We start from the raw sequence: 24992 nt of genomic DNA, 5'->3' as shown, positions 1-24992 counted from the left end.
CGCAAAAGTAGCTAAGCGCGCTTTCAACACTCCTTAATTGTGGCCGTATGAAGTGCGGGCAACACGGGAGCATGCAGCATGCGGTTCGCAGCCATTGCAATTGTTGTCGTCGGCGTCGCCGGCGTCTTGATTTACGATCGACACGACAAGAGCGCGAATTATCAGCGCGTCGATGCCCGCATCAGCGGCGTCAGCGAGCAATGCTATCTGGAAAAGGTCGAGCGCGGCGTCATCACCAAGACGACGTCGACCTCCGACCTGACCCGCTGCGAGATTGCCGAGCTGCTGCGCAAGGAGCATCCGAAGTGGCAGGGCTATGACGTGAAGCACAAGATCGAGGTGAAGGTCGTCTATGTCTCGCCGGTCGACGGGGCCACCCACCAGTCGAGCCTGCAGATGTCCTACTTCCCCAATGGCAAGCCGCTGCGCGCCGGGGACGTGTTTCCCGTCCTTGCCTCCAAGAACAAGGCGGACAAGACGCGTTCGATCTGACCGACGCGGTTCGACAGGACGGAAGCACAACCATGCGCCTTGGCCTCTACGGTATGATCGCTGTCGCCGTCGCGAGCTTCTATGTCTATGGCGAGCTCGACAAGCGGCTGAACTTCCGGCCGATCGACGCGCGCGTCAGCAGCGTCAGGGAGCAATGCTACATGGAGAAGACCGAGGGGTCGCGAAGCTCGACCTCCGATCTGTTGCCTTGCGAGCTTACCGAGCTGCTGGCACGCCATCATCCGAAATGGCAGGGCGCCGACATCAAGCACAAGATCGAGATCCGGTTTGCCTACATCTCGCCGGTGGACGGCGCCGCGCACGAGTCCAACCTGCAGTTGGCGGCCTATCCCGATAACCGGCACCTGAGCAGCGGTGACATCTTTCCTGTCCAGGCTTCCAGGAAGGAGGCGAACCGGACCCGCGTCAATGACTGGGTCGACCGCTGGCTCGGCCGCCATGCGCCCAAGCGCGCAAGCATCTAAAGCATGGAAGCATCTAGCGGACGTGTACTTTTCGCTGCCCCGCGCCGGCTCGCAGGCTTATGATCCTCCGATTCCATTGCGCCGCGGCTGGCCCGTGATCCGGCCGGAGGAGGCCGGTTGTCCGGGCCGCATGCGTATAGACCAGTTCCCGAGGAGACCATGACGCAGGCTCCGTTTGCCACCCACGACGTCTTCAACCAGTCGCCGCCGTTCGAAAATGTCGACCTGTTCACGGTGGATGCGCCGCTCGCCGCTGCGGTTGCCGCCAATGGCGGAGCGGCGGCAACGGCTGAGCTGTCCGATTTCGGCAAGCATTGGGGATCCGCTGCCATGGCGGAGCGCGGCCGCGTTGCCAACGAGAACACGCCGAAACTGCGTTTGTTCGATGCCAGGGGCAATCGCCGCGACGAGGTCGAGTTTCATCCGGCCTATCACGAGCTGATGGCGCACTCCGCGCATGCCGGCGTGCACAACTCGACCTGGAGCGCCGACGGCAGGCCGGCCGGCGGGGCGGCCGAGGTGGTGCGTGCGGCAAGGTTCTACATCGCTTCCCAGGTCGAGACCGGCCATCTCTGCCCGATCACGATGACGCGCGCCTCGGTCGCGGCGCTGGCCTCGCAGCAGGATATTCTGGCGAAGACGATGCCGGTCATCGGAACGCGCGCCTACGACCCCACCTTTGCGCCGTGGTGGACCAAGCGCGGCATGACCCTCGGCATGGGCATGACGGAAAAGCAGGGCGGCACGGATGTGCGCGCCAACATGACGCGCGCCGAGCGCGACGGCGAGGCCTGGCGTGTCACCGGGCACAAATGGTTCATGTCGGCGCCGATGTGCGACGCCTTCCTGGTGCTGGCGCAGACGATGAATGGGCTGAGCTGTTTCTTCATGCCGCGCTTTGCGCCCGACGGCACGGTCAACGCGATCCACTTCCAGCGCCTGAAGGACAAGCTCGGCAACCGCTCCAACGCCTCGTCGGAGGTCGAATTCCACGGCGCTTATGCCGAGCTGATCGGCGAGGAGGGCAAGGGCATCCGCACCATCATCCAGATGGTGCAGCTGACGCGGCAGGATTGCGCGATCGCCTCCGCCGGGCTGATGCGCTCGGGACTGGCGCATGCTCTCAATCACGCGCGGCACCGCAGCGTGTTCCAGAAGCATCTCGCCGACCAGCCGCTGATGCAGGCGGTGCTGTCGGACATGGCTCTGCATGTCGAGGCGTCGATCGCGCTGGTGATGCGGCTCTGCCGTGCTTTCGATCGTGCGCCGGCCGATGCGGGCGAGGCCGCCTATATGCGGCTGCTGACGCCGGCGATCAAATACTGGATCTGCAAGAGCGCGCCCGGCTTCCTCTATGAGGCGATGGAGTGCCTCGGCGGCAATGGCTATGTCGAGGAAGGCATTTTGGCGCGCCATTACCGGGAGTCGCCGGTCAACGCGATCTGGGAGGGTTCCGGCAACGTGATGTGCCTCGATGTGCTGCGCGCACTCGGCCGCGAGGCTGACGCCGCACTCGCGGTGCTGCGCGCGCTCGCCGACGAGACCAGGGGGCTGCCCCGCGCCGCCGAGGCTGTTGCCTCGATCGGGCAGTCGTTCCGGCGGCCGGACAGCGAGCGCGTCGCGCGGCTTGCGGTCGAGCAGCTGGCGCTCCTGGCGGCAACCGCGGCGCTCAACCAGGTCTCGCCGAAAAACGCCGAACTGTTCGCGGCGACACGGCTTGCCGAGCGCCACGCCGGCATGTACGGCGCGGTGGACTTATCCGATGCCGATCAGCGCGCGCTGCTGGCGCGGGCGCTGCCATGAAGGTTTGCTGATGGACGCACTCAATCCCGATACTCCGCCGTCGGCTGTCGAACCGCCGCCGCTCCCCCCGCGGGTCTGGAAATTCTGGGGCACCGCGCTGTGGGGCCTGTTGATCTTCGCCGCGATGTTCGTCGGCCAGGTCACGGTCATCGTCTGGCGCATCGTCGCGCAGGGCGGGGAGGTGTCGACGGCCGGCATCACCCATGTGGTCGCCGACGGCCTGACGATCTCGCTCTCGGTCCTCGCCGGCCTGCCGATGGTGTTGCTGGTGCTGTGGTTCGCGATCCGCCGGACCCGGATCCCGTTCGCCGATTACCTCGGGCTGCGCGGGACGTCGTGGAAGAACGTGATCATCGGCGTCGTCGCGCTCGTCGTGCTGGTGGGGGCCTGGGACATGGTGTCCCGGGCGGCCGGCCGCGAGGTGGCGCCGGGCTTCATGGGCGACGTGCTGAAATCGGCGCAGGAGCACAGCGCGCTGTGGCTCCTGGTGATCGCGTTCGCCGTGGCCGCGCCGCTCTGGGAGGAGCTGTTCGCACGCGGCTGGCTCTACCGCGGCTGGTCGGAATCCAGGCTCGGCCCTTACGGCGCGATCCTGCTGTCGTCGATCGTCTGGACCGTGATGCACCTGCAGTACGACTGGTTCTTCCTCTGTCAGGTGCTGACAATCGGTCTCCTGTTCGGCTATCTGCGCTTCCGCACCGGCTCGACCTGGCTGACCATCCTGCTGCACGGGCTGAACAATTTCGCGGCGACGATCCAGACCTGGTGGCTGGCGGGCTGAGAGTTCCCTATGCTAGGTTGAAGCTAGGCCCACCTTCGCTGCAACGTTGTTGCAGAAGAATCCCATATGTCGAACTTCGAGAATGCCAACGCGCCGGTCCCGGCTTCGGCGAAATCGCCGCGGGTATGGGATTTCCTGGAGACGACGCTTGTTGGCCTTCTCGCCTACGGCGCGTTTCTTCTGACGGGAGGGCTTGGTGTTCTTGTCCTTATGCACGCGCAGTATGGGACAATCCCGATTGCTCAGGTCGGGCTCGAGGGACGCTGGCAGGGTGCAGGTCTGGTGCTCGGAAGTCCAGCCGCTGTTGCGGTGCTTTGGGTCGCCGTCCGCAAGCTCGATCGGGACTTTTCCGAATACCTTGCGCTCAATTGGCCCAGTTCAAGAGAGCTTCTTCTCGCATTCGCCATCGCGGCAGTTCTGCTGATTGTGGAGAGCTGTTTTCTAGCTTTCGTAGGAGCAGACACGAGTTGGGCCGTTCCCAATCTGAACGTGCAGGGGCGGGTTGGCTTGCTCAGCTTCCTGATCGGCTGCTGCTTGGCCGCGCCGATCATGGAGGAGTTTGTTTTCCGCGGCTTTTTGTTTCAGGATGGTCGCAGTCCTTCCTCGGACCAGTCGGTGCCATCGTCTTGACATCACTGGTTTGGGCTCTCAACCACACGCAGTACGATTGGTCCTATCGTTTTTGTCTATTCGTTTTCGGCCTCGCTCTGGGCTACTTTCGTTGGCGCAGTAATTCGACCTGGCTGACTGTGATCGTTCACTCGGCCTTGAACATAGTCAGCTGCTTCACGATAGGCCCTTACGCTTAACGCCCCATCGCGACGATCACGATCGGCATCGTGATGGCCGCCGGAGCCGTCTGCAGCGCGATGATCCGGAACAAGCAGTGGCGCATCGCCGCCCATCGGAAGGTTGACGAAGGGGATGCCAGCATCCCGTCCGAGTGCTATGATCTGGATCAATGAATGAGCGCGGGCCGGACTGAAACCAGGCAGCGGCGGCTGCCGTCGTGCGAGCTCTTCTCATGGCTATCTTGATCCGAGCAATCCTGGCCGGCGTCGTCGCGCTGGCGTCTCTCGGCGCCATCACGCAGCAGGTGCGCGACCAGGGCGTTACCGACACCGAAATCCGCATCGGCAATGTCATGCCGTATAGTGGCGCGCTGGAGATTTTCGGGCAGATCGGCAAGGCGGAAGCCGCCTATTTCGAGATGATCAACGAACGCGGCGGCATCAATGGCCGCAAGATCCGCTTCATGTCTTACGACGATCTGTCGGATCCCTCCAACGCCATGGATCTCACGCGCATTCTGGTCGAGACCGACAATGTGCTGTTGATGTTCGGTTCGTTCGGCACGCCGGGGAATCTGGCGGTGCGGAAATATCTCAACGAACGGAAGATCCCCCAGCTTTTCGTTGCTTCCGGCGATCATGATCTCAGCGAGCCGTCGCTCTATCCGTGGACCATGGGCTGGCAGCCTTCGTATCGCGAGGAAGGGCGCATCTACGCCAACTACATCCAGGCTTTCTATCCCGGAAAGAAAATCGTGGCGCTTTGGGAGAATGACCAGTTCGGGCGCGAATTGTTCAAGGGATTGGTGCAAGGGCTGGGTGACGTCGCCCACAACATCAGGGTCGACATCGCCTATGATGTCGACGATCAGCATCTGGACGGCCACGTCTCGATCCTGAAGCAATCGGGCGCCGAGGTCTTCGTGTTTGCCGGAGTGCCGGAAAATGCCGCCAAGGTGATCCGGGCCGCGGCCGACCACGGCTGGCGGCCGGTGTTTGTCGTGAACCAGATGGCGTCATCGATCGAGACGGTGCTCAAGCCGGCCGGCACGGAGAATGCGACCGGCGTCATCACCGCGGCGTTCCTGAAGGATGCGAGCGATCCGGCCTGGAGAACGGAGCAGGGCGGCTGGCACAGCTTCCTGGACAAGTATACCAAAGCCGGCGGCAAGGATGACGCGGCGGCGGTCTACGGCTATGCCGCTGCCGAAACGATGGTCGAGGTGCTCAGGCAATGCGGCAACGACCTGTCGCGTGAGAACGTCATGAAGCAGGCTGCGGCGCTCAGGGATTATCAGGCGTCCGCTCTGCTCCCCGGCATCAAGATCAACACCGCTCAGTTCCGACCGGTCGAGCAATTGCGGTTGCTTCAGTTCGATGGCCGTAGCTGGCAGCCGATCGGTGATGTGCTCGATACGGCGTTCGTCGGCTCGTCTGGAAAATAGCGACGATCAGGAGAAGGCCTACGAGCCGCGCCAATTGTTGCGGGCTTCGCTGCTTGCTGAAGCGCAGGGACGCGTTGTGGCGCTACGTCGCCGCGACCGGCGGGCCGGTTGATCGGGGGGAGCGCGCGCCGCTCGGCGCGACGCGGCTTCGAAAGAAATAATTTGTTGCGCGGATGGTACAGGAGCCCCCGGCCAAATCAGGTACATTGATACTGTATTGAAAGACTTTTCATCACCGGAGCATTGCGTTGGCGTCAGACACAGTCAGTCTGGCTGATACTACAAGTGTAGCGGACGCGGCGGCTGCTACAGCGCCATTTTGCGTGAAGATCGTAACGCGCGGCGAAATCGCCGGTTGTCCCGCCTGGGCTGCCAGTTTCGCCGACCTGCGCAAGGATCACCGTTACTACGAGATCCTGGAGGATACGCTCCGCGAGCGTGTCGAATATCGGTACTTCGCGATCATCGACCGGGCGGGCTGTCTCCACGCCGTCCAGCCGTTTTTTCTTCTCGACCAGGACGTTCTCGAAGGACTTGGAGCGGAATGGCAGCCGCTGCTGGCGCGCATCCGACGCTTCGTTCCCGGGTTTCTCAGAATGCGCACCCTGATGGTCGGATGCTTCGCCGGGGAAGGGCATCTTGCGGGATCAAGCACGGTGCCGTCCGGCAAGATCGCGGAGATTCTTTGCAGCGAAATCGTCACTCTCGCAAGATCGTGCCGGGCGCAACTCATCGTCCTGAAGGAATTCCCCGCGCGCTATAGGCCGGTGCTGGATTGCTTCGTCCGGCGCGGCTTCGCCCGTGCGCCGAGCATGCCGATGACGGCGCTCAATATCGAGCACGACGACTTCGATGCCTACATGCAAAATGCGTTGCCGCGGTCGGCGCGCTGGCAGCTCCGCAAGAAATTCAAGGCAACCGACGGTGAAACCATAGCTCTTACCGTCACCGACGACGCAAGGGATGCCGTCGACGAGATCTATCCGCTCTACCTGCAGGTCTTCGACCGTTCGAAATTCCGGTTCGAGAAACTGACAGCCGACTATCTCCGCCGGCTCGGCAGCGACATGAAAGACAAGGTCCGCTTCTTCATCTGGCGCCGTGGCGGGAAGGTGATCGCCTTCAGCCTTTGCATGGTCGAAGGCGACAGTCTGTTCTGGGAGTATGTCGGCCTCGACTATGGCGTCGCACTCGACCTTCATCTTTATTACTACACCATTCGCGACATGATGAATTGGGCGATCGCCAACGGCTACAGGTGGCTTCGAAGCACGGGTCTCAGCTACGAACCGAAATTCCGGATGCGGCACGACCTCGATCCGCTCGACCTCTATGTGCGGCTTCGCTCTCCGCTTCCGAACGCGATCTTCAGGCTTCTGTTGCCCTGGATCGTACCGGCCCGCTACGACAAGACCCTGCGCAAGTTCGCGAACTATCGCGAAGTCTGGTAGCAGCCGATAGGCGCGGCGCTATTCCAGGCCGCTCGGATACGTCCTCTAGGGCCCGACCGCGGCGATCACGATCGGCATCGTGATCGCAGCCAAAATCGTCTGCAGCGTGATGATCTGGGCGAGCAGTGGCGCGTCGCCACCCATCTGGCGCGCCAGCACATAGGCTGACGGCGAGGTCGGCACCGCGGCGCAGGCTGCGACGATGGCGAGATTGGACCCGGTGACGCCGAACCACACCGCGAGCGCGACGGTCAGGACGGGCATCAGCACGAGTTTCAGCACCAGCGCGATACTGGCGGCCAGGCTGGGCCGGAAGATGCCTTCCAGATGCAGCCCGGCCCCGGTGACGAGCAGGCCGATCGCCAGCGACGAACCGCCGAGCGCGTCGGCGACGTCATGCCAGATCTGCGGCAGCGGGATGTGCGCGACATTGATGACGAGCCCGATGACGCAGGCCCAGATCAGCGGGTTCTTCACGACCGTCATCACGATGACGCCGGTCGACCGCTTCTCCGACGAGGCATATTTCGCCAGCACGGCGACGCTGAACACATTGACCAGCGGGATGATCGCGACCATCGCGACCGAAGCCAGCGCAAGGCCTGTGCTGCCATAGAGATTGCGCGACACCGACAGCGCGACATAGGTCTGCCAGCGCGTCGCGCCCTGGAAGATCGAGGTGAAGGCGGGACCGTCGACCCCGGCGCGGGCCAGCGGGCCGCGCAGCGCGAGACAGAACAGCGACATCACCAGCGCCGCGAGCAGCAGCGCGCCGCCGACGCCGGCGACCGGCACCTTGGTCAGGTCGGCCTTCACCAGTGTCTGCACCAGGAGCACCGGGAACAGCACGTAATAGGTCAGCTGCTCCAGCCCGTGCCATTGCGTATCGAGCTGCATCAGCGTGCGCTTCAGGACGAAGCCGAGCACGATCAGGAGGAACACCGGCAGCAGCGCCGCGATCACCACGGCCATTTTCAGCGCTCCCCGCGCAACTTCGCGAGCCGGTCGAGTGCGCCCTGCAGGATGAAGATCGCGGCGTGCTCGTCGATCACCTCGGCCCGCCGGGCGCGGCTGACGTCCATCCCGATCAGCTCGCGCTCGACCGCCGCGGTCGACAGCCGCTCGTCCCACAGCCCGATCGCGAGCGCGGTGAGGCCGGCGAGGTTGCGGGCAAAGGCCCGGGTCGATTGCGCGCGCGGGCCTTCGCTGCCGTCCATGTTGATCGGCAGCCCGAGCACGAAGCCGACGGCATTGCGTTCGGCGGCGATCGCGAGCAGCCGCGCCGCGTCGGTCTTGAACTGCTTGCGCTGGATGGTCTCGACGCCGGTGGCGAGCCGCCGGTCGGGATCGGAGGCGGCGACTCCGATGGTCTTGGTGCCGAGGTCGAGGCCGACAAGCGCGCCGCGCTCGGGCCAGTGCGGCGCAGCTTCGATCAGGGGAAGGATGGGGGCGGGCATGCCCTTGCGATTAGCACGCAGCCGCGCGCCGAGGCAAAGCCCGGCTGCGGGCAGGCGTCCATGCGAAAACGCCGGTCAGGCGGCGATCACACGGTCGTCGCCGGGAAGGCACGCGGCCAGCCCTTGCAAGGCGCTGTACTGATGCGCGGTGCGGCGCTGGATGAACAACGTCTCGACACGCGCATGCTGCGGATTGAGCTTGTGGATATTGATGTCGCGCTGGACGTGATCGCGCTCGACGACGGCGCGCGGCAGCAGGGTGACGCCCATGTCGGCGGCGACGCAGCCGACCATGCCGTCGAGCGTACCGAACTCGAAGCGGACGGCCGATGGCCAGCCGAACTCGGTGAACACCTGTTCGAGGCGCTGCCGGTAAGTGCAGCCGGTGCGGAACACCAGCGCGGTCGGGCCCGACTCCGGCGTGCCGGCGCGCAACGCGGCCAGCGATTTCCAGCGCTGCGCCGTGACCAGCACCAGTTCCTCGGTGAAGGCTGATGTCGCCGACAGTTCGGCATGCTCGATCGGACCGGCGACAAAGGCGCCATCGAGCGAGCCGTCGAGCACGGCGGCCACGAGGTCGGCGGTCGGCGCGGTGCGCAAGGTCAGGCGCACCGCCGGATAGCGGCGATGAAACTCGGCGAGCAGCGTCGGCAGCCGCACCGCGGCGGTGGTTTCCATCGAGCCGATCGACAACGGACCCTTCGGCTCGCCATCGTCGCGCGCGGCAAGCACGGCTTCGCGCGACAGCGCCGCCATGCGCTGCGCATAGGGCAACAGGCGACGGCCGGCGCCGGTCAGCGACATGCCGCGGCTGTGGCGCTCGAACAGTGCGGTGCCGATCTCGGCCTCCAGCGCCTTGATGCGCTGGGTGACGTTGGACTGCACGGTGTTCAGCTCATCGGCCGCCCGGGTGATGCCGCCGAGCCGGGCGACGGTGGAAAAGGTGAGCAGGTCGGTCAATTCCATCGGGACCACCGTTCTGATTTAGAGATGGTAGCGTTCTCTAGTATTCATTATCCGAGAATGTTAGGCCCGCTTAGGCTGCGAGTCCAGAACAGCAAGTCCAGAACAGGGAGCAAGCGCATGCCGATCAGCACCGAATTGACGGCACGTCTGGGCATCGAGCATCCGATCCTGGCGGCGCCGATGGACACGATTGCCGGCAGCGGGCTGGTTAAGGCGGTCAGCGATGCCGGTGGCTTCGGCATTCTGGGCGGCGGCTACGGCGACAAGACGCGGCTGCAGACCGAGACCGCGAAGCTGAAGGGGTTTGCAAAGCCGTTCGGCATCGGCTTCATCACCTGGAGCCTCGCAAAGCAGCCCGAGCTGATCGACATCGCGCTGGATGCGCGGCCGCGTGCGGTGATGCTGTCATTCGGCGATCCCGCGCCGTTCGCGCCTGACATCAAGGCCGCAGGCGCGCTTCTGATCTGCCAGGTGCAGAGCGAGGAGATGGCGAGGCAGGCGCTCGATTGCGGCGCCGACATCCTGATCGCGCAGGGCACGGAGGCGGGCGGTCACGGCGCATCGCGCACCACGCTCGACATCGTGCCGGCGATCATCGATTTCGCGGCAGGGCGCGTGCCTGTGGTGGCGGCCGGCGGCATCGCGGACGGGCGTGGCCTCGCGGCGATGATGATGCTCGGCGCATCCGGCGTGCTGATGGGAACGCGCTTCTACGCCAGCGCCGAGGCCGACGCGGCCGAGCAGGCGAAGCAGCTGATCTGTGCGGCAAAGAGCGGCGAGACGGTGCGCGGCGTGGTGTTCGACTGGTCGCGCAAGCTGATGTGGCCGGCGCCGTTCACCGCGCGTTCGCTTGCCAACGATCATCTGCGGCGCTGGAGCGGCCGCGAGATCGAGCTGATGCAGCGGGCGGACGACATCGCGGTGGAGTATGCCGCCGCGAAGGCCGCGGCCAATTTCGATGTCGCCGCGGTGTTTGCCGGCGAGTCCGTCGGCCTGATCCATGATATCGTTCCGGCGGCCGAGATCGTCGGTCGCATCGTCGCCGAAGCCGAGCAGTCGCTGCAGGGCCGGCGCAACTCTCTTTCCTCTTTGACCTGAACAAGTGCGAGACACACCATGTGGCCGGACCGTCGATTGATCGATCGCTTCAAGACCGAATTTCCGATCGTGCTGGCGCCGATGGCCGGCGTGATGGATGCGGAGCTGGTGATTGCGGTGGCGCAGGGCGGCGGGCTCGGCTCGCTGCCATGCGCGATGCTGTCGGCCGAGAAGGCGCGCGAGCAGGTCCACATCTTCCGCCAGCGCGTTTCGGCACCGATCAACCTGAACTTCTTTTGTCACAAGGCGGTCGACGCCGATCCGGCGCGCGAAGCGATCTGGCGGCAGCGGCTCGCACCCTATTATCGGGAGCACGGGCTCGACCCGAACGCGCAAATCAATGCCGCGAACCGCGCCCCGTTCGATGCCGCGTTCTGCGCTGTTGTCGAGGAGCTGAAGCCCGAGATCGTCAGCTTCCATTTCGGCCTGCCGGAGCCGAAGCTGCTTGAGCGCGTGAAGGCGATCGGCGCCGTCATCCTGTCGTCGGCGACGACGGTCAAGGAGGCGATCTGGCTCGAGGAAAACGGCGCCGATGTCATCATCGCGCAGGGTGCGGAGGCCGGCGGCCATCGCGGCATGTTCCTGACCGAGAACATCGCCGAGCAGCCGGGCACTTTCGCGCTGGTGCCGCAGGTGGTCGATGCGGTGAGGGTGCCCGTAATCGCCGCCGGCGGCATCGCCGACGGGCGCGGCATCGCGGCGGCGTTCGTGCTCGGCGCGTCCGGCGTGCAGATCGGCACCGCCTATCTGCGCTGCCCGGAGTCCAAGGTCATTCCGGCGGCGCGGGTGATGCTGGCGCAGGCGAGCGATGAATCGACCGTCATCACCAATGTGATGACCGGACGCCCGGCGCGCGGCGTCGCCAACCGCGTAATGCGCGAGGTCGGCCCGATCTCGCCGGATGCGCCGGCGTTCCCGCATGCGGCGACCGCGCTCGGGCCGCTGAAGGCGGCAGCCGAAAAACAGGGCAAGGTCGATTTTACCAATCTGTGGGCCGGGCAGGCGGTGCGGATGGGCAAGGAAATGCCGGCGGCCGAGTTGACCCGCGCGCTGGCGGGCGCGGCGCTGGCGCGGATGGGGGCTCTGTCTCAGGCCTGACGCGCCAGCTCTTTCAGACGAGGCAGGCCACGTAAAGGATCGCGACTCCCAGCGCCGTGCCGATCGACCAGAGGGCGGGGTCCCAGCCCTCCGGGCGGGGGCTGCCGTTGAGCATTGACATGACGCGCTCCGAATTTTTTGTTGGGGTCGAGTAGGCGCCGTGAATGTTTCGGGACGACTTCGCGGCGGCCGCGAAGTGGTTTCGTCGTGCGTTTCGCAGCCGGAATGGGTGGCAGGATGTCTTGCCCGGTCGCCGGATGGGCTCCAAAGCCCCGTTGGGCGGGCAAATTCGCGCGGTTGCGGCGCAAAACCGGCCTCTGCTATACGGCAGGCTGACCTTTCAGCCTGACCTTTCAGCCCCGAGGCCCTATATAATGTCCGTAGACGCCACGACCGTCCGTCGCATCGCGCATCTGGCGCGGATCGCGGTCAGCGACGCCGAAGTTCCCCATCTCCAGGGCGAGCTGAACGCGATGCTGGCCTTTGTGGAGCAGCTGTCGGAAGTGAATATCGACGGCGTCGAGCCGATGACCTCGGTGACGCCGATGGAGATGAGGAAGCGCGCCGACGTGGTCAATGACGGCGAGATCGCCGACGTCATCGTCCGCAACGCGCCCGACACCGTGAACGACTTCTTCCTGGTGCCGAAGGTGGTCGAGTAACGCAAGCATCGCGTTTTCGTGCGAAGTGGATACCGGTTCGCGTGAACAAAACGCGCCAAACAAAAGCGACAAAGTCCAATGTGTCTGCTGTGCGACGATGAGAAGGCCTACAAGGCCTATATGGACTTCCTCGATGCCATGGAGCGCAAGGGGAAGGTCGCCGATCCCAACGCGGCGATGGACGCTGTGCTCGACCATCTCGAGGCGCTCGACGCCGAGCGCACCAAGGAAAACGCCAAGGCAAATAACCTGGCACGCCAAGACGACCCCGCCAACGACAAGACCCTGTCTCCGTTCTTCTGCAGCCCGATCAATAAATGACTGATTTGACATCGCTGACGATCGCCGAGGCCCGCGAGGGCCTGGCGAGCAAGTCTTTCACCGCTCGCGAACTGACCGATGCGCATCTCGCAGCGATCGAAGCCGCGCGTGTGCTCAATGCCTATGTGCTCGAAACGCCCGACCGCGCCCGCGAGATGGCCAGGGCCGCCGACGTGAAAATTGCAAAAGGCGAGGGCGGACCGCTCGCCGGCATCCCGCTCGGCATCAAAGACCTGTTCGCGACCCGCGACATCAGGACCACGGCGTGCTCGAAGATCCTCGGCAATTTCATTCCGCCCTACGAGTCGACGGTGACCTCGCAGCTCTGGCGCGACGGCGCGGTGCTGCTCGGGAAACTCAACAATGACGAGTTCGCGATGGGCTCGTCCAACGAGACCTCGTGCTTCGGCCCGGTCACCAACCCGTGGCGGCGCGAGGGCTCCAACACCACGCTGGTGCCGGGCGGCTCGTCCGGCGGCTCGGCTTCGGCGGTGGCGGCGGCTCTCTGCATGGGCGCGACCGCGACCGACACCGGCGGCTCGATCCGCCAGCCCGCCGCGTTCACCGCAACCGTCGGCATCAAGCCGACCTATGGCCGCTGCTCGCGCTGGGGCATCGTCGCTTTTGCGTCCTCGCTCGACCAGGCCGGCCCGATCGCGCGCTCGACGCGCGATGCCGCGATCCTGATGCGCTCGATGGCGGGGCACGATCCCAAGGACACCACGTCGGTCGACATCGCCGTGCCGGATTACGAGGCCGCGATCGGCAAATCCGTGAAGGGCATGAAGATCGGCATCCCCAAGGAATATCGGCTCGACGGCATGCCGGCCGAGATCGAAAAGCTCTGGAGCGAGGGCGCGCAGTGGCTGAAGGCCGCCGGCGCCGAGCTCGTCGAGGTGTCGCTGCCGCACACCAAATATGCGCTGCCGGCCTATTACATTGTGGCGCCGGCCGAGGCCTCGTCGAACCTCGCGCGTTATGACGGCGTGCGCTACGGGCTGCGCGAACCGGGCAGGAACATCATCGAGATGTACGAGAACACCCGCGCCGATGGTTTTGGCGACGAGGTGCGCCGCCGCGTGCTGATCGGCACCTATGTGCTGTCGGCCGGTTACTACGATGCCTATTATCTGCGTGCGCAAAAAGTGCGGACGCTGATCAAGAAGGATTTTGAGGACTGCTTCGCCAAGGGCGTGAATGCGATCCTGACGCCGGCGACGCCGTCGGCTGCGTTCGGCATCGGCGAAAAGGGCGGCGCCGATCCGGTCGAGATGTATCTCAACGACATCTTCACCGTGACCGTGAACATGGCGGGCCTGCCGGGCATCGCCGTGCCCGCCGGCAAGGACTCGCAAGGTCTGCCGCTCGGCCTGCAACTGATCGGCCGTCCGTTCGACGAGGAGACGTTGTTCTCGCTCGGCGAGGTGATCGAGCAGGCGGCGGGCCGCTTCACGGCGCCCAAATGGTGGTGAGCGATGGCGGATTTCCGCGCCAGTCTCGCTGACACCGCGCCTGATGCGGCGCTACCGCCGCCGCTCGCTGCGTTGTGGTGGGCGAAGAAGGGCAATTGGGATCAGGCGCACCGCATCGTGCAGGATGAGGGCGACGCCAATTCGGCCTGGGTGCATGCTTATCTGCATCGCGTCGAGGGCGATCTCGGCAACGCCGGCTACTGGTATCGCCAGGCCGGCCAGCCGGTCGCAAAGGACACGCTCGAAGCCGAGTGGGAGCGGATCGTTGCCACGCTGCTGGCGCAGCGCGGCTAAAGAACGCCGGTGCGGAGGCACCGCGAGCATTAACCCTGTTTCGGCCGCCATGCCGCCGCCCAGATTGGCCGTGATAGGCTAATGGAACCGGGCGGGGGCCAGCGGCAAAAGAGAGTATTCGTGCGTGGGTCGGGCATAGGGGGATGGCTGTCAGCAATGCTGGTGGCCGTGGTGGCGGCGGGCCTTGCCGGCTGCGCCTCCGTCTACAATCTGCCCGGCAATGTGCCGCTCGGCGCCGCGCTCGCCGACAACAGCAGCGCGCGCGACATTCCGGCCTACGAAGATGATCTGCTGCTCGCGCTGTCGTTCTCCGGCGGCGGCACCCGCGCGGCGGCGTTTTCCTTCGGCGTGCTGGAGGAGCTTGACCATACGCGTTCGAGCGCGGCGGGCACCAAGACGCTGCTCGACCGCGTCGACTTCGTCTCCGGCGTCTCCGGCGGATCGGTCACCGCCGCCTATTTCGGACTGAAGCGCCGCGCGGCGCTCGACGATTTCCGCCAGCGCTTCCTGCTGCGCAACGCCGAGGAGGGACTGAAGACCCGGATCTCGCTCGGCAATATCGGGCGCGCGCTCGGCGGCGGCGTCAACGACAGCCAGTTCACCGACTGGCTCGATCAGAATTTGTTCGACGGCGCGCGGTTCGATGCATTGGCCGACGATCGGCGGCCGCGGGTCTGGATCAACGCGTCTGATATCTACAACCGCACGCCGTTCGTGTTCGGCAAGACGTCGTTCGATGCCTTGTGCAGCGACATCAGATCGTATCGTGTCGCCGAAGCGGTGGCGGCATCCGCCGCGGTGCCGCTGGCATTCGCCCCGATCGTGCTGCAAACCTATCCCGGCGGTTGCGCCGCGCCGCTGCCGGCCTGGCTCGAGCGGGTGCGCAACGATCCGAACGCACAGCCGTTGCTGCGCGCCTACGCCGAGGCCCAGGCGCATTACCGCGACGGCTCGATGCGCTACGTCAAGCTGCTCGATGGCGGCCTCGTCGACAATTACGGCCTGTCGGGGCTGAGCATCGGCTTGCTCGCCGCGCAGCGTCCCTACGAGCCGCTGAACGAACGGCAGGCGGCCAAGCTGAAGCGCATCCTGTTCCTGGTGGTCGACGCCGGCCGCGGCATCTCCGGCGACTTCGTGCAGACGCTCGAAGGGCCGAGCGGCGTAGAACTGGTGTCCGCAGCCGCCGACACCGCGATCGATGCCAGCGTGCGCTCCAGCTACGCCGCCTTCACGGCGCTCGCCGAGGACTGGTCCGGCAAGCTGAAGCGCTGGCGCTGCGGGCTGTCGGCGGCGGAGCGCAGCCGGCTCGGCGTCGGCGCCGGCTGGAAATGCGGCGACGTCGCGATCTATGTCGAGCGGCTCGGCTTTGACCGGCTCGGACCGGACCGCGCCGGCATCCTGAACGCCATCCCGACGCGGCTGTCGCTGCCGCCCGAGCAGGTCGACCAGCTGATCGCGGGCGGCGCCGACGCGCTGCGCTCGAGCAAGGCCTACCAGCAGTTCCGGCGCGGGCTCTAGATTTCGGCGACACCGTCTATCCTCATCCTGAGGAGCTTGCGAAGCAAGCGTCTCGAAGGATGTAGGCCGCCGGCGGGGCCTCATGGTTCGAGACGCGCGTTCCGCGCTCCTCACCATGAGGGGGTCCATAGGTGCAAGGCGGCTTGACTGGCGCGATCGGTTGCGCGAAGCCCAATCCATCCCAGATATCCTTTATCCGGAAACCGAGATCCATGACCGCATCTGCCGCCCCGCACAAGCTGATCAAGAGCGCCACCGGCGATTGGGAGGTCGTGATCGGCATGGAGATCCATGCCCAGGTCACCTCGAACGCAAAGCTGTTCTCCGGCGCATCGACCGCGTTCGGCGGCGAGCCCAATTCCCATGTCTCGCTGGTCGATGCCGCGATGCCGGGCATGTTGCCCGTGATCAATGAGGAGTGCGTCCGCCAGGCGGTGCGCACCGGTCTCGGGCTGAACGCGAAGATCAACCTGCGCTCGGTGTTCGACCGCAAGAACTATTTCTATCCGGACTCGCCGCAGGGCTACCAGATCAGCCAGTACAAATCGCCGATCGTGGGCGAGGGCGAGGTGTCGCTCGAGCTCGACGGCGGCCGCAGCGTCACGATCGGGATCGAGCGGCTGCACCTGGAGCAGGACGCCGGCAAGTTGCTGCACGATCAGTCGCCGACGATGTCCTATGTCGACCTCAACCGTTGCGGCGTCGCGCTGATGGAGATCGTCTCCAAGCCCGACATCCGCGACGCCGAGCAGGCCAAGGCCTACGTCACCAAGCTGCGCTCGATCCTGCGCTACCTCGGCACCTGCGACGGCGACATGGAGAAGGGCAATTTGCGCGCCGACGTCAACGTCTCGGTGCGCCGTTACGGCGAGAGCGCGTTCGGCACCCGCTGCGAAATCAAGAACATGAACTCGGTCAACTTCATCGGCCAGGCGATCGAGTACGAGGCGCGGCGTCAGATCGAGATCATCGAGGACGGCGGCTCGATCGACCAGGAAACCCGGCTGTTCGACCCGAACAAGGGCGAGACCCGCTCGATGCGCTCCAAGGAAGAGGCGCACGACTACCGTTACTTCCCCGATCCCGATCTGTTGCCGCTCGAGTTCAGCCAGGCCTTCGTCGACGATCTCAAGGCGCAGCTGCCGGAACTGCCAGACGAGAAGAAGTCCCGTTTTATTACGGGCTTCGGCCTGTCGCCCTATGATGCGAGCGTGCTGGTCGCCGAGCGCGAGAGCGCGGAGTTCTACGAGACGGTGCTGTCGGGTCTTGCCGACAATGCGCGCGACGGCAAGCTCGCCGCCAACTGGGTGATCAACGAACTGTTCGGTCGTCTCAACAAGGAAGGCGTCGAGATCGCAGCCTCGCCGGTGTCGGCGGAGCAACTCGCCGCGATCGTCGACCTGATCGGTGAGGGAACGATTTCCGGCAAGATCGCCAAGGACTTGTTCGAGATCGTCTGGCAGGAAGGCGGCGATCCGCGCGCGCTCGTCGAGGCGCGCGGCATGAAGCAGGTCACCGACCTCGGCGCGATCGAGAAGGTGGTCGACGACATCATCGCGGCCAATCCTGACAAGGTCGAGCAGGCGAAGGCGAAGCCGCAACTGGTCGGCTGGTTCGTCGGCCAGGTGATGAAGTCGTCGGGCGGCAAGGCGAACCCGCAGGCGGTCAACGACCTCTTGAAGTCGAAGCTCGGCATCTGAACAACAGGACAATGATGTTGTCCTTGGCGCATGATCCAGCCGGATCATGCTTCCTTGCATGCTTCCTTGCCGTCACCTCCGGCGTCGTCGCGCGCGCCTGAACGCGGCGTGATCCTGCCTCACACCCTCCGTTCGCGGCGCGCCGGCGCCTTCGGCGTCGAATCGCCGAAGCCGCGATTCGTTCGCAAATCCGGTTCGGATGACCTCAAACGAGGCAAAACCCGTCTTACCCACGAAAATTTTTTCGTTGCCAAAAATTACGACTCGGCGTCGGCGACGGGCCGCTTTTCATCGTCGCTCGCGACTCAACGCAATGACGGCCGCGCGTCGATCGCTCGAATGCGAATTCAAGAAAAGCCTACAACAGAAGGCGTTTCCTGCAACGTTGACAAATGCCGATGTCGGCGGCCGTTGCGTTTCTTGCATCGTCGCGCGAATGACGCGTCGATTTGAACGGCGGCGCGCACGGTGCGCACTGCCAGCGCTGCGTCAACACTTCCTTAAGCGGGACACTGTTTTTTTCGGTCTGTTGGTGTATTCGGGAAGTAGTGCATATCGATTCCCGAGTGCACGCAGCGAAGTAAGAGCCATCTCACATACTGGAGGGCAACATGGCTAAGAAGGCAAAGAAGGCGAAGAAGGCGAAGAAGGCGAAGAGCGCAGTGAAGAAGACTGCGAAGAAGACCCGCAAGGTCGCCAAGAAGAAGTAAGCCTCTCGCCTTGAGAGGATTGCCGGCGGCTTGACGCCGGCACGTCGCGAGAGCCAGCGGACGGACTGCTGAGAGGCACATCCCACCCCCAAGGCTCTGGCTGACGAAAGAGGGTGTCGGCGAGACATCAGGTCAAACGGCTGGATCGAATTTCGGAGAGGGCAACCTTCCCAAAACCGGTCCGGCAGAAGAAACAGAGATTTCTTCGTTCGGTGCGGAGCCCGCTTGGTTCCGCAATTTCACCGGCGAGAATGCCGAGCTGAAATCTGGTCCTGACGTGTTCGCCGACCCCCTCGTTCCGGCGGCCCGCGCAGTCCGCGCCCGGCAGCCACTTTCCCCATCTCCGTTCCGGATCGACGTTGGGCCTGACGGCGTCGCGTTGCTTTTGTCTGTGCACCCGACCGCACGCCGCTCCGCGGCTCGACCGTTGGTCGCGCTACCCCTCCGTCAATTCGAAACTGATTGCCTGGCGGGATCTGCCGGCGCCCTCGGCCAATGTCCGCCATGGTTATCGTTGTCCCAAGCACCAGGGTAAACCGGCGTTCACGAATGCAAGGAAGTGCCTGCGGCACAGGCACTTCTGCGATTCCTGGAGGCGCCCCTGGCGGTGCCGATTTACATCCCGTTCATCGCGATACTTAAACCGCTCTTCAAATTTGATGGGCCAAGATCATCCCAACAAGCCGGCAACCGGCACGCGGTGATCCCAAGGATCGGCGCGGGGCATGATCAAGAGTTCAGCCTGGGAATGACAGGGTAGTTTTAACAGTGGACGGGGGCCGCGCTCGGGGGAGGGCGGCCAACAACAAAAAGGGGAATGAGAATGTTTCAGGGGGTCATCGATCAGGAAAGCGCTGTCCCGGTTGCCGCAACGGCAATCCAGGACGTGCTGTTCGAACGTGGCATGTATTGGGCGAGCGGCCGCTCCGGTGTGGTCAACCTCGTCGCGGCGCACAAATGGTTCAACCTGGCGGCCCTCAAGGGACGTACTGACGCGATCGCGCACCGCCGCGAAGTCGCCGAGCAGATGTCCGATGTCGAGATCGCGGCCGCCCAGCGCGAAGCCCGCGCCTGGATGACGACGCACTAAGCAAGGCACCGATGTCGATGGGAGCCTCGGCTCCCTCGCTCCACCTAGAACCAGTATCGCGCCGCGTAGATCACGGTCATCAGCGCTCCGGCCACGATGACGAACTGCCGGACGATGTGGCCGGGAAGGATCCGGATCAGGAAACCTCCGGCATAGCCGCCGACCATGGCGCCGAGCAGCATCGCCAAGGTCTCCGGCCACCGCACTGCTCCCTGACAGACAAAGATCAATGTGGCAGCGAGCGACACGCAGGTCGCGAGCAGGTTCTTCAACGCCTTGATCGCCCTGATGTCGTTGGGCTCGGTAATCGACAGCACCGCGGTCAGGATGACGCCTAATCCGGCACCGAAGAACCCTCCATAGACGCACGACAATCCCAGGATAGCACCGCTCGCGCCGGTCGAGGGCAGCGCTGCGGCCCTCTCGCACCCGACGGTCCATCCCTGGATCTGCGGCGCGAAGGCAAACAACAGTGTTGCAAATGCGATCAGAGCCGGCACCGGCAGGACGAACAGCCGCTCGGGAAGCAGCAGCAGCACGCCGGCGCCGACCGCGCCGCCCACCGCGGCGATCACGACGAAGCTGATCGCGCGCCGCGTCAGCGGCGGCAACTTCCCGCGATCGGCGAGCGCTGCGATCAAATGCCCCGGCGAGATCGCCACCGCATTCGACGCATTGGCGATGACAGCCGGCAGGCCCGCCGCGAGCATCGCCGGAAAGGTGATGAGCGTCGCGCCGCCCGCCAGTGCATTGATGATCCCTCCGGCGACCCCGGCCGCCAGCAGCAGAAGACTTGTCTGGGTATCCATCCTTCACCCTCTCGAGGGTGAGCAGGCTAGCGGGCGGCGCGCCAATCGGTCTGGAACGTCTGTGACGTCGGTTCAGCCGCGCCAGTAGACGCCCGGCGTCGTGCCGAAGGTGCGGCGGAACAGCCGGGTGAGGTGGCTCTGATCGGAAAAGCCCGCATCGGCCGCGACTGCCGCGATCGGCTCGCCGGCGCGCAGCAATTGCCGGGCAAGATTGAGGCGGGCCAGCAGGCGGAAGGTATGCGGCGGGATGCCGAGCTCGCGGCTGACCATGCGGCTGAATCCTTCGCGGCTTCGCCCGAAGCCGGCGGCAATCGCGCCGATCGGCGCGACGCTCTCGGTCAGCGCGATGGCGAGCTTCGTCCTGTCGGTGCACCCGGCGGGGTGAGACGGCGCGCGCGACAGGATGTCGTCGGCGATCTCGCCGACCTGCTCAGGCGAGATCTCATCGAGGTTCCGCCAACGCTGCCCGAAGCGGATGATCCGCACCGACGAGCAGACGCGGTCGGCTGGAACGTAGGCGTTCAGGCAGACCGTTTCCTCGTCCGACATCGTCATCGGCGCATGCAGCATTCCCGCCGGAATGAGCGCGGCATGGCCGGCAGGCACGGTGACGGTCGCGCCGCCGATGCGAAAGGCGCGCGACCCCGCCAGCACCAGCACGATCTGGTTCTCGTCGTGGAAGTGCGGCTTGAGGCCAAGCGAGCCGGCGCCGCGCCACGATGCCAGCTCGACGATGCCGTCACTGTCCGCTCGCCGATAATTCCAAGTATTGGTCATGGCGAACGGAGTGATCACAGAGGTCTTGAAGCGATCAGGGAGGTGAGCCCGGAACGCTAGCACAGGGATCGCCGACCGTCAGGAGGGCTTCACCCCTGCGCAACCGAAACGATCGGCGAGGCCGTTCGCATGGTCGCGATTGCGATAAGGGCGGCGACGAGGTTGGCGGCTGCGCTGATCGCCACCGGAATGAAGTAGCTGTGGCTGATGTCGTAGGCGAAGCCGGCGGCGCTCGGGCCCAGCAACGTGCCAACAGCGACGCTGGTGTAGAGGATGCCGATGATGCCGCCGACATTGCGGCCGCCGAAATGGTCGGTGACCACAGCGGGCAGGATCGCGACCCAGCCGCCATAGAACAGGCCGAACAGCAGCGCGAAGGCCGTGAGCGACCAGAAGGTGCCGGCGATCGCCCAGATCGCCAGCGAGACGGCCATGCCGAGATACATCGCGACCAGGAATGCATCGCGGCCGACCCGGTCGGCAATGCCGCCGAGGAAGAACCGGCCGGCGGTGCTGCCGACCCCGATCATCCCGAGCAGCAACACGGCAAGCGTCGGCGCGACCTGATGATCGACCGCGAAGGGCACGAGGTGCACGAAGGGCACGAACACCCCGAACGCGCTGATCAGGCAGGCGGCATAGAGCCCGGCGAAGCGCGCGGTCCGCACCGCGCCGCCGATCGAGACGCCCTGGCGGAGCGGCGCGCCCGAAACCGTATCGAGCGGATCGCCGTCCGGTCCGGTGCCGTAGCGGCGCGGATCGTCCGCGATCAGCAGCGATGCACCGATCCCGGCAACGGCGGCGACAACGCCCAGCACGGCATAGGCATCGCGCCAGCCGAGGCTCGTGATCAGCCAGGTCGCGAGCGGGGGCATCACCAGTGTGCCGACCCCGATCCCGCTGACGGCGAGGCCCGACGCAAAGCCGCGCCGCCTGACGAACCAGCGCTGCACGGCGCCCAAGGTCGGAACGTAGGCGCAGCCGACGCCGGCGCCGATACCAATGCTGTAGGCGGCATAGACCTGGAGGATGGTCTGGGCCTGTCCCGCCAGCACCATGCCGAGACCGACCAGCGCCATTCCGAGGCCAGCGAGCCTGCGTGCGCCCCAGCGATCGGCAAGCGGACCGGAAATCATCCCCAGGCCGAAATACAGGAAGCCCGCGAAGGAGAACACCAGCGACACCGAGCCGCGCGAGGCGCCGAACTCCCGTTGCAGGGACTCGACAAAGGACGAGAACGTGTAGGCGCTGCCGAAGCCGATCAATGTGACGACGAAGGCTGCTGCGACCACATACCAGCCGTAGAACGGCTTGGTTCGTTGATAACCGGCGTGCATGACGGCATTCCTCATGATCGTTCTCCCTGTGCCGCGTGACCACCGGGCTTGCCCGGCGGGTAGAGCAGCATCTGCGTGCAGCGAAACAGCGCGATGGTCTTGCCTGTGGCCTCGTCGCGGATCTCGGCGTCCCACACCTGGGTGGTGCGCCCGGCGTGAACGAGGCGCGCCTCGCAGCTCACGCCGCCTTCACGCGCGGCGCCGATGAAGTTGGTCTTCAACTCTCCGGTGGCGAAGCCGATGGCGCCATCCGGCAACGACGCGAGGCAGCCGAACCCGCATGCGGTATCGGCCAATGCGACGATGCTTGCGCCGTGCAGCAGCCCGTGCGGCGAGAAGTGTTTTGCGGCAATCTCGAAGCGGCCGCGGATGTGGCCGCGTCCGGCTTCGAGCCATTGAAAGTCCAGGAGGCCGGGCAGGCTGCCGGCTTGCGACGCGTTGATGCGCTCGGCGAGCGGGCCGGTCTGGCCGCCCGCAGCGATCTCGCGGAGGCCGAGCTTGCTTGCGACCTCAGTCATGGCTTGGCTCCATCAAGAAAGCGGCGCCGTCGGGAGCGGCAAAGAAGGTTAGAAAATCTAAGTTCCATAGTTCGACTTTCTCTGCATTGACGCGGCTTTCAGCACCGGATTAAGCTGATAGAGCGCCTGCAAGGCCGAGTTGGCAAACCAGATTTGCTGGACGATTCAGATTAGAAAATCTAAATCATGGAAAGCAGGCTTCCACCCCTGAACGCGCTCAAGGCGTTCGAATCCGCCGCCCGCCATCTCTCGGTGAAGCTCGCGGCCGAGGAGCTATGCGTGACGTCGGGCGCGGTCAGCCAGATGCTCAAGACGCTCGAAGCCGATCTCGGCGTGAAGCTATTCGAGCGGGTGCCGCGCGGCATCTATCTCACCGACGCCGGCCGCGACTATCTGCCGTCGATCCGCAACGCATTTCGCCAGATCGCGGATGCCTCGCGCCGCGTCGCGGCATCCGTCGATGTCGGTACGCTGACGGTGAGCGTCACGCCGTTCTTTGCGTCGGCCTGGCTGGTGCCCCGCATGGCCTCGTTTCAGGGCGCGCATCCCGAGATCGATCTGCAGATCGTCACCAGCAACACAGTGGTCGATTTCTCGCGCAGCGGCGTCGACGTCGCGGTGCGCCACGGCCTTGGCCGCTATCCGGGGCTGCGCAGCGACCGCGTCGTCACCGTGGAGATGGTGGCGGTCGCATCGCCGTCGCTGGTGGCGCGCCTCGGGCGACCGGCATCTCCTGGCGCGCTCGCAAGCTGGCCGCAGGTGCATGACGCCGATCGCAAGGGGTGGAGCCTGTGGTTTCAGGCCAACGGCATCGCGGAGGTTCGCACGCCTCGCGGACCCTCGTTCGATGACAGCGGCCTTCTGCTGAAGGCCGTGCTGACAGGGCAGGGCGCGGGCCTGCTGCCGGCCGCGATGGTGGCAAATGAGATCGCGAGCGGTGAACTGATCCAGCTGCTCGAGACCGCGCATCTGGAGGAGTTCGCGTACTATCTCGTCTGTCCCGACAACCGGCAGTCGCTTCCGAAGATCGCGGCGTTCAGGGAATGGATCCTGGGACCGGTCGCCCAGTAGCCGCCGCTGGGCGCTAGCGATCCGGTGGCGGCTTACCGATAGAACGCGTTGGGCGGCACGCCAAAATGCTTGCGGAACATCGCGGTGAAGGCGCTCTGGCTGGCATAGCCGGCATCAAGCGCGACATCGACCACGCGCGCGCCGCGCGCGAGGCGTTCGAGCGCGAACAGCAAACGTGCCTGCTGACGCCATTCGCCGAACGTCATGCCGGTCTCCCTGGCGAACAGACGATGGATGGTCTTCGACGTCAGCCTCAGCCGGCGCGCCCATTGCTCGGCCGTGGAGCCATCGTCCGGGCGAGCCACCAGCGCGGCGCAGACACGCGCGAGCCTTTCGTCGCGCGGCATCGGCAGATGCAGCGGCAGCACATCGACTTCGCGCAGCTGGTCGAGCAGCACGCGCATCAGGCGCTCGTCGGAGGTCGCGGGCGCATAGTCCAGCGGGACGCGCATCGCGGCGACGAACAATTCGCGCAGCAGCGGCGAGACCGCGAACACGCAGCTGGCCTGCGGCAGATTGGGAGCCGCGTCGGCGTCCACGAACACGGTGCGGATCTTGACCGCGCCGCACATCCGGACCTCGTGCTCGAGATCGGCCACGAGCCACACCGCGCGATTGGGCGGCACCACCCAGGTGCCTTCAGTGCAGCGCACGACCATCACGCCTTCGATCGCGTAGAGCAGCTGGCCGCGCGGATGCGCGTGCAGGCCGGTCGACGCGCCGCTCGGATAGTCGATCTCCATCGCCGCCATCGGCCGCGCCGTGGCGTGATAGTCGAGGTGCCGTGTGATCAGCTCGTCCAACACGTCTTCATCTCGCATGTCCCAATCTCGCTAGGCAAAGTCA

The 24992-nt window shown here is 65.1% G+C and carries 27 protein-coding genes; 19 read left to right on the top strand and 8 right to left on the bottom strand.

Annotated features, from left to right (window positions below; all coding sequences use genetic code 11):
- Positions 1 to 78: 78 nt before the first annotated feature.
- From ACE10X_RS24665 to ACE10X_RS24630, 8 genes are all read left to right on the top strand, one after another.
- The gene (locus tag ACE10X_RS24665) at positions 79 to 492 is read left to right on the top strand and encodes a hypothetical protein (protein ID WP_375762988.1); all 414 of its coding nucleotides are present in this window, start codon (positions 79 to 81) and stop codon (positions 490 to 492) included.
- A 32-nt stretch (positions 493 to 524) separates the two neighbouring features.
- A complete protein-coding gene (locus tag ACE10X_RS24660) occupies positions 525 to 977 on the top strand; it encodes a hypothetical protein (protein ID WP_375762987.1) in 453 nt (150 codons plus the stop codon).
- 159 nt (positions 978 to 1136) lie between these two features.
- Positions 1137 to 2780 carry an isovaleryl-CoA dehydrogenase gene (locus ACE10X_RS24655; RefSeq protein ID WP_375762986.1) on the top strand — a complete coding sequence of 548 codons (1644 nt, stop codon included), beginning with the start codon at positions 1137 to 1139 and terminating at the stop codon, positions 2778 to 2780.
- A 10-nt stretch (positions 2781 to 2790) separates the two neighbouring features.
- Complete coding sequence (locus ACE10X_RS24650) at positions 2791 to 3561, top strand: CPBP family intramembrane glutamic endopeptidase (RefSeq protein ID WP_038385348.1); 771 nt, start codon at positions 2791 to 2793, stop codon at positions 3559 to 3561.
- Positions 3562 to 3627: 66 nt separating this feature from the next.
- The gene (locus tag ACE10X_RS24645; RefSeq protein WP_375762985.1) at positions 3628 to 4191 is read left to right on the top strand and encodes a hypothetical protein; all 564 of its coding nucleotides are present in this window, start codon (positions 3628 to 3630) and stop codon (positions 4189 to 4191) included.
- Positions 4188 to 4370, top strand: coding sequence for a CPBP family intramembrane glutamic endopeptidase (locus tag ACE10X_RS24640; protein ID WP_375762984.1), 183 nt, complete (start codon positions 4188 to 4190; stop codon positions 4368 to 4370). Before ACE10X_RS24645 ends, ACE10X_RS24640 begins: the two co-directional genes overlap by 4 nt.
- A 215-nt stretch (positions 4371 to 4585) precedes the next feature.
- Positions 4586 to 5797, top strand: coding sequence for an ABC transporter substrate-binding protein (locus ACE10X_RS24635; RefSeq protein WP_028341008.1), 1212 nt, complete (start codon positions 4586 to 4588; stop codon positions 5795 to 5797).
- A 323-nt stretch (positions 5798 to 6120) separates the two neighbouring features.
- Positions 6121 to 7248 (top strand): GNAT family N-acetyltransferase, encoded by a 1128-nt coding sequence (locus ACE10X_RS24630; protein WP_375762983.1) that lies wholly within the window; start codon positions 6121 to 6123, stop codon positions 7246 to 7248.
- Positions 7249 to 7293: 45 nt separating this feature from the next.
- Here the strand turns inward: ACE10X_RS24630 and ACE10X_RS24625 are convergent, their stop codons facing one another.
- The 3 genes from ACE10X_RS24625 to ACE10X_RS24615 form a co-directional block, all read right to left on the bottom strand.
- Positions 7294 to 8220, bottom strand: a complete 927-nt coding sequence (locus ACE10X_RS24625) for an AEC family transporter (RefSeq protein WP_375762982.1) — start codon at positions 8218 to 8220, stop codon at positions 7294 to 7296.
- 2 nt (positions 8221 to 8222) lie between these two features.
- A complete protein-coding gene (gene ruvX / locus ACE10X_RS24620; RefSeq protein ID WP_375762981.1) occupies positions 8223 to 8705 on the bottom strand; it encodes a Holliday junction resolvase RuvX in 483 nt (160 codons plus the stop codon).
- 75 nt (positions 8706 to 8780) lie between these two features.
- On the bottom strand, positions 8781 to 9671 hold the full coding sequence (locus ACE10X_RS24615; protein ID WP_137477688.1) for a LysR family transcriptional regulator: 891 nt from the start codon (positions 9669 to 9671) through the stop codon (positions 8781 to 8783).
- 117 nt (positions 9672 to 9788) lie between these two features.
- Here ACE10X_RS24615 and ACE10X_RS24610 point away from each other — a divergent pair, with 117 nt between their 5' ends.
- The 10 genes from ACE10X_RS24610 to ACE10X_RS24565 all read left to right on the top strand — a co-directional run bounded on the left by ACE10X_RS24610 (position 9789) and on the right by ACE10X_RS24565 (position 19634).
- Positions 9789 to 10769, top strand: coding sequence for a nitronate monooxygenase (locus tag ACE10X_RS24610; RefSeq protein WP_038385350.1), 981 nt, complete (start codon positions 9789 to 9791; stop codon positions 10767 to 10769).
- Positions 10770 to 10787: 18 nt separating this feature from the next.
- Positions 10788 to 11867, top strand: a complete 1080-nt coding sequence (locus ACE10X_RS24605; RefSeq protein ID WP_038385351.1) for a nitronate monooxygenase family protein — start codon at positions 10788 to 10790, stop codon at positions 11865 to 11867.
- Positions 11868 to 12241: 374 nt separating this feature from the next.
- Complete coding sequence (gatC, locus tag ACE10X_RS24600; protein WP_016843980.1) at positions 12242 to 12529, top strand: Asp-tRNA(Asn)/Glu-tRNA(Gln) amidotransferase subunit GatC; 288 nt, start codon at positions 12242 to 12244, stop codon at positions 12527 to 12529.
- A 78-nt stretch (positions 12530 to 12607) separates the two neighbouring features.
- Positions 12608 to 12850, top strand: coding sequence for a hypothetical protein (locus tag ACE10X_RS24595; RefSeq protein ID WP_038385352.1), 243 nt, complete (start codon positions 12608 to 12610; stop codon positions 12848 to 12850).
- Positions 12847 to 14322, top strand: a complete 1476-nt coding sequence (gene gatA / locus ACE10X_RS24590; protein ID WP_038385353.1) for an Asp-tRNA(Asn)/Glu-tRNA(Gln) amidotransferase subunit GatA — start codon at positions 12847 to 12849, stop codon at positions 14320 to 14322. Before ACE10X_RS24595 ends, gatA begins: the two co-directional genes overlap by 4 nt.
- A 3-nt stretch (positions 14323 to 14325) precedes the next feature.
- The gene (locus ACE10X_RS24585) at positions 14326 to 14616 is read left to right on the top strand and encodes a hypothetical protein (protein WP_304555167.1); all 291 of its coding nucleotides are present in this window, start codon (positions 14326 to 14328) and stop codon (positions 14614 to 14616) included.
- A gap of 156 nt (positions 14617 to 14772) precedes the next feature.
- Complete coding sequence (locus tag ACE10X_RS24580; RefSeq protein ID WP_168858152.1) at positions 14773 to 16134, top strand: patatin-like phospholipase family protein; 1362 nt, start codon at positions 14773 to 14775, stop codon at positions 16132 to 16134.
- Between the two features lie 212 nt (positions 16135 to 16346).
- A complete protein-coding gene (gatB, locus tag ACE10X_RS24575; protein WP_038385357.1) occupies positions 16347 to 17834 on the top strand; it encodes an Asp-tRNA(Asn)/Glu-tRNA(Gln) amidotransferase subunit GatB in 1488 nt (495 codons plus the stop codon).
- A gap of 30 nt (positions 17835 to 17864) precedes the next feature.
- Entirely contained in the window at positions 17865 to 18287 is a 423-nt protein-coding gene (locus ACE10X_RS24570) for a hypothetical protein (RefSeq protein ID WP_157788004.1), read from the top strand.
- Between the two features lie 1080 nt (positions 18288 to 19367).
- Entirely contained in the window at positions 19368 to 19634 is a 267-nt protein-coding gene (locus ACE10X_RS24565; RefSeq protein WP_021078341.1) for a hypothetical protein, read from the top strand.
- A 44-nt stretch (positions 19635 to 19678) separates the two neighbouring features.
- Here ACE10X_RS24565 and ACE10X_RS24560 read toward each other — a convergent pair whose 3' ends face one another.
- The 4 genes from ACE10X_RS24560 to ACE10X_RS24545 all read right to left on the bottom strand — a co-directional run bounded on the left by ACE10X_RS24560 (position 19679) and on the right by ACE10X_RS24545 (position 23075).
- Positions 19679 to 20443: a sulfite exporter TauE/SafE family protein gene (locus ACE10X_RS24560; RefSeq protein ID WP_375762980.1), complete on the bottom strand. Its 765-nt coding sequence runs from the start codon at positions 20441 to 20443 to the stop codon at positions 19679 to 19681.
- Positions 20444 to 20515: 72 nt separating this feature from the next.
- Positions 20516 to 21220 (bottom strand): helix-turn-helix transcriptional regulator, encoded by a 705-nt coding sequence (locus ACE10X_RS24555; protein WP_063709681.1) that lies wholly within the window; start codon positions 21218 to 21220, stop codon positions 20516 to 20518.
- 89 nt (positions 21221 to 21309) lie between these two features.
- On the bottom strand, positions 21310 to 22572 hold the full coding sequence (locus ACE10X_RS24550) for an MFS transporter (RefSeq protein WP_244435825.1): 1263 nt from the start codon (positions 22570 to 22572) through the stop codon (positions 21310 to 21312).
- A complete protein-coding gene (locus ACE10X_RS24545; RefSeq protein ID WP_193375422.1) occupies positions 22569 to 23075 on the bottom strand; it encodes a PaaI family thioesterase in 507 nt (168 codons plus the stop codon). The genes ACE10X_RS24550 and ACE10X_RS24545 overlap by 4 nt, the downstream gene beginning before the upstream one ends.
- 186 nt (positions 23076 to 23261) lie before the next feature.
- Between ACE10X_RS24545 and gcvA the strand changes: the two genes are divergently transcribed.
- Entirely contained in the window at positions 23262 to 24146 is an 885-nt protein-coding gene (gcvA, locus tag ACE10X_RS24540; RefSeq protein ID WP_038385360.1) for a transcriptional regulator GcvA, read from the top strand.
- Positions 24147 to 24178: 32 nt separating this feature from the next.
- Here the strand turns inward: gcvA and ACE10X_RS24535 are convergent, their stop codons facing one another.
- Positions 24179 to 24967 (bottom strand): helix-turn-helix domain-containing protein, encoded by a 789-nt coding sequence (locus ACE10X_RS24535; RefSeq protein WP_375762979.1) that lies wholly within the window; start codon positions 24965 to 24967, stop codon positions 24179 to 24181.
- Between the last annotated feature and the right edge of the window lie 25 nt (positions 24968 to 24992).

This window comes from Bradyrhizobium sp. Pha-3 (genome assembly GCF_042258325.1).
Taxonomy (GTDB): domain Bacteria; phylum Pseudomonadota; class Alphaproteobacteria; order Rhizobiales; family Xanthobacteraceae; genus Bradyrhizobium; species Bradyrhizobium elkanii.
The sequence above is the reverse complement of the archived record's forward strand: the minus strand, read 5'-3'. Positions and strand labels throughout refer to the sequence as shown.

Bases quoted from the DNA above. Each gene is read 5' to 3' on its own strand.
- ACE10X_RS24585 (WP_304555167.1), top strand. From the start codon at position 14,326: ATGGCGGATTTCCGCGCCAGTCTCGCTGACACCGCGCCTGATGCGGCG.
- ACE10X_RS24555 (WP_063709681.1), bottom strand. From the start codon at position 21,220: ATGACCAATACTTGGAATTATCGGCGAGCGGACAGTGACGGCATCGTC.
- ACE10X_RS24610 (WP_038385350.1), top strand. From the start codon at position 9,789: ATGCCGATCAGCACCGAATTGACGGCACGTCTGGGCATCGAGCATCCG.
- gcvA (WP_038385360.1), top strand. From the start codon at position 23,262: ATGGAAAGCAGGCTTCCACCCCTGAACGCGCTCAAGGCGTTCGAATCC.
- ACE10X_RS24605 (WP_038385351.1), top strand. From the start codon at position 10,788: ATGTGGCCGGACCGTCGATTGATCGATCGCTTCAAGACCGAATTTCCG.
- gatA (WP_038385353.1), top strand. From the start codon at position 12,847: ATGACTGATTTGACATCGCTGACGATCGCCGAGGCCCGCGAGGGCCTG.
- ACE10X_RS24665 (WP_375762988.1), top strand. From the start codon at position 79: ATGCGGTTCGCAGCCATTGCAATTGTTGTCGTCGGCGTCGCCGGCGTC.
- ACE10X_RS24655 (WP_375762986.1), top strand. From the start codon at position 1,137: ATGACGCAGGCTCCGTTTGCCACCCACGACGTCTTCAACCAGTCGCCG.
- ACE10X_RS24645 (WP_375762985.1), top strand. From the start codon at position 3,628: ATGTCGAACTTCGAGAATGCCAACGCGCCGGTCCCGGCTTCGGCGAAA.
- ACE10X_RS24615 (WP_137477688.1), bottom strand. From the start codon at position 9,671: ATGGAATTGACCGACCTGCTCACCTTTTCCACCGTCGCCCGGCTCGGC.
- ACE10X_RS24570 (WP_157788004.1), top strand. From the start codon at position 17,865: ATGATCCAGCCGGATCATGCTTCCTTGCATGCTTCCTTGCCGTCACCT.
- ACE10X_RS24625 (WP_375762982.1), bottom strand. From the start codon at position 8,220: ATGGCCGTGGTGATCGCGGCGCTGCTGCCGGTGTTCCTCCTGATCGTG.
- ACE10X_RS24545 (WP_193375422.1), bottom strand. From the start codon at position 23,075: ATGACTGAGGTCGCAAGCAAGCTCGGCCTCCGCGAGATCGCTGCGGGC.
- ACE10X_RS24595 (WP_038385352.1), top strand. From the start codon at position 12,608: ATGTGTCTGCTGTGCGACGATGAGAAGGCCTACAAGGCCTATATGGAC.
- ACE10X_RS24550 (WP_244435825.1), bottom strand. From the start codon at position 22,572: ATGAGGAATGCCGTCATGCACGCCGGTTATCAACGAACCAAGCCGTTC.
- gatB (WP_038385357.1), top strand. From the start codon at position 16,347: ATGACCGCATCTGCCGCCCCGCACAAGCTGATCAAGAGCGCCACCGGC.
- ruvX (WP_375762981.1), bottom strand. From the start codon at position 8,705: ATGCCCGCCCCCATCCTTCCCCTGATCGAAGCTGCGCCGCACTGGCCC.
- ACE10X_RS24580 (WP_168858152.1), top strand. From the start codon at position 14,773: ATGCTGGTGGCCGTGGTGGCGGCGGGCCTTGCCGGCTGCGCCTCCGTC.
- ACE10X_RS24650 (WP_038385348.1), top strand. From the start codon at position 2,791: ATGGACGCACTCAATCCCGATACTCCGCCGTCGGCTGTCGAACCGCCG.
- ACE10X_RS24565 (WP_021078341.1), top strand. From the start codon at position 19,368: ATGTTTCAGGGGGTCATCGATCAGGAAAGCGCTGTCCCGGTTGCCGCA.
- ACE10X_RS24660 (WP_375762987.1), top strand. From the start codon at position 525: ATGCGCCTTGGCCTCTACGGTATGATCGCTGTCGCCGTCGCGAGCTTC.
- ACE10X_RS24635 (WP_028341008.1), top strand. From the start codon at position 4,586: ATGGCTATCTTGATCCGAGCAATCCTGGCCGGCGTCGTCGCGCTGGCG.
- ACE10X_RS24535 (WP_375762979.1), bottom strand. From the start codon at position 24,967: ATGCGAGATGAAGACGTGTTGGACGAGCTGATCACACGGCACCTCGAC.
- ACE10X_RS24560 (WP_375762980.1), bottom strand. From the start codon at position 20,443: ATGGATACCCAGACAAGTCTTCTGCTGCTGGCGGCCGGGGTCGCCGGA.
- gatC (WP_016843980.1), top strand. From the start codon at position 12,242: ATGTCCGTAGACGCCACGACCGTCCGTCGCATCGCGCATCTGGCGCGG.